Source organism: Candidatus Obscuribacterales bacterium (assembly GCA_036703605.1).
Classification (GTDB): Bacteria; Cyanobacteriota; Cyanobacteriia; order RECH01; family RECH01; genus RECH01.
In genome coordinates this window covers 1-2094 of sequence record DATNRH010000327.1, presented here as the reverse complement: position 1 = coordinate 2094, position 2094 = coordinate 1, and the positions used below count along the sequence as shown (strand labels likewise).

Genomic DNA, 2094 nt, shown 5'->3' with positions numbered 1-2094 from the left:
GTCTACCAACAGCCTACTCGTGTGGCAGTGCGTCCCGTAGAGGTTCGAGATTTGATAAGGGATTCATTCCATCTCCTTGTCCAAGAGTAACGGGATCGCTCGTCCCTTCTGGTCCAGGCGAACGCGATGCACTATCGGGGTGAACTTCTCCAGTTCCATCTTCTCCGCCTGGTACATTTGAATGGGGAGCTTCTTTCTGGGCGTCATACCACGGTGATGACGGGGGCATATTCTGGGCCGCCATGGGGCCCGAGGGCGGAAGATGAGAACCATATGCCTCTCGCTGGAATGCTCCATCTCCCCACCCTTGAGCGTTATCTCTTTGTTGATCAGATGGTCTTATCTGTTTGTGTTGTACCTTCAATCGCTTGTTACCAATCTAGTGACGTGCAAGACAAATCAAAAAATAATGTCAGCCAAGCAAGCTCGGGAACTGTGCTGTAAACAATGGAATTCTCGTATTCATTTATCACCAGCACCATTAAATCAAACTTACAGCAAAACCGTTCAGCTCTTTTATGGCAAGGGCTGCCGATGCAGGGGCATCATATGAGACAAAACCAAATCCACGGCTTCGACCAGTGTCCTTTTCCACCATGATGCGAACACTCAACAGATTTCCGTACGCACAGAATAGATTGTACATATCGAGATTTGTGAAGTGGTTGGGTATGTGAAAAATGAACAGATTTGCGCCATCAGGTCCCTTATTGGAGTCGGTGGTTTGAATGGGAGGTCCAGGCGATGTTGCCGGATAGTATTGTCCGTAAAGCCCCATTTGTCTCATTCCGCCGCCCATTTGCCCGGGGTAGACCGGCATTTGTGCTGCTGGACGTGGCTGCAGAGGGGAAGCTGGTGTCCCGTACATATCACCTGGTCCTCCAGCATATCCCCATGGTTGTTGGTGCGCAAACAGTGTTCCTCCTGAACCCCCCTCACCATTCTGGTTGTGACCATAAGGTGAGGGAGAGTAAGCCGGATTGCCTTGCTGGTCTTGTCCTGCAGCGGAAGGAGGCAGCATGGTTTCTTCAAAAGAATACGATCGCCCTCCACGGCCGACGCCTGTCATATAGGGGACGGGCAACCCTTGAGCATTAACTTGTGGCGAACCTTGCTGGAAAGAATTTTGATGGTTTCTACATCATCGAAGAACAAAGTAGCATGAAATGCAAGGGTGGCTCAGTCAGTATACTTGAATCAAAAATATAAAGACAAACCCAAAAGACTTCAACAACAAAATGTTTTCAAAACTAAACTTACCTGTCACCCCAACCTGACATATCGCCACCATCGGGAGAGTCACCATGACCCATTCCATTGACTGGGTAATTCTGATACATGGTATTCGGACCAAGCGGAGGGGATAGGTAAGGAACGGAAGGACTGGGAGGGGCACCTGGACGTTGTTCAATTCCTGCTCCTGTTGGCATTAGACCTGCTCCAGACGCAGTGGAAACTCGTGGAAACAAAGGTGAAGCTGGAGGGATCCCGCCCATGCCACCACTCCCCCTTGGCGAAAGAGGAGTCTGGGGAACACCAAAAGGGCTATTATGAGGCGCAAAACCTGCAGGTTGTTGGAAAAAAGATCCCATATCATAGACAGTTGGTCCTGGACCAGCTGGTGAAGGTGGTTCTGGTGTAACTTGCGACTGACCATAACCTACATAATAGCCTGCACCAGGCTGAGGGGTTAGATGAGCAGGGTATCCCTGCAAATATGAATTTGACTGTGGCTGAGGAGTTGGAGACAGTCCCCCTTCTTTCTTGTCGTCTTGATCAGCTCCCTGATCGGTTGCTCCTGCAACTGAAGGGGATTCCTTGTTGTCTCCTGCTGCCTGTGTTGCCGTTGTTGCTGCTGCAGAGTTGTCCTTGTTGCCGTCGCTGGCACCACCATTGGGCTCGCCTTCGTTACCGCCCTTTGACTGGCTAGATTTTAGCTCCGCAGAAGATCCATCCTCGCCGCCACTTTGGGTCATTATTTTGGTGTTCCTTCTCAGGTCTGCAGAAGCTGACGCCGGTACTACAGTGCTCCTCGGAGATTCCGTTGCTTCTAAAGACTCGCTGACCTCCATACAGAGCGGGGCGGGGGTAGTC

General features: G+C 50.8%; 2 protein-coding genes. One reads left to right on the top strand and one right to left on the bottom strand.

Translation table 11 applies throughout. From position 1 onward, the window contains the following. Positions 1–481: 481 nt before the first annotated feature. Positions 482–1021 (bottom strand): hypothetical protein, encoded by a 540-nt coding sequence (locus tag V6D20_06800; protein HEY9815493.1) that lies wholly within the window; start codon positions 1019–1021, stop codon positions 482–484. A gap of 797 nt (positions 1022–1818) precedes the next feature. On the opposite strand from V6D20_06800, the gene V6D20_06795 reads away from it, so the two are divergent. Beyond that, positions 1819–2094 (top strand): hypothetical protein (locus tag V6D20_06795; protein HEY9815492.1); only part of this gene is annotated, 276 nt, incomplete at its 3' end.

What these genes read in the sequence shown, in the direction of transcription:
- V6D20_06800 (HEY9815493.1), bottom strand. Translation starts at nt 1,021, where the DNA reads ATGCTGCCTCCTTCCGCTGCAGGACAAGACCAGCAAGGCAATCCGGCT.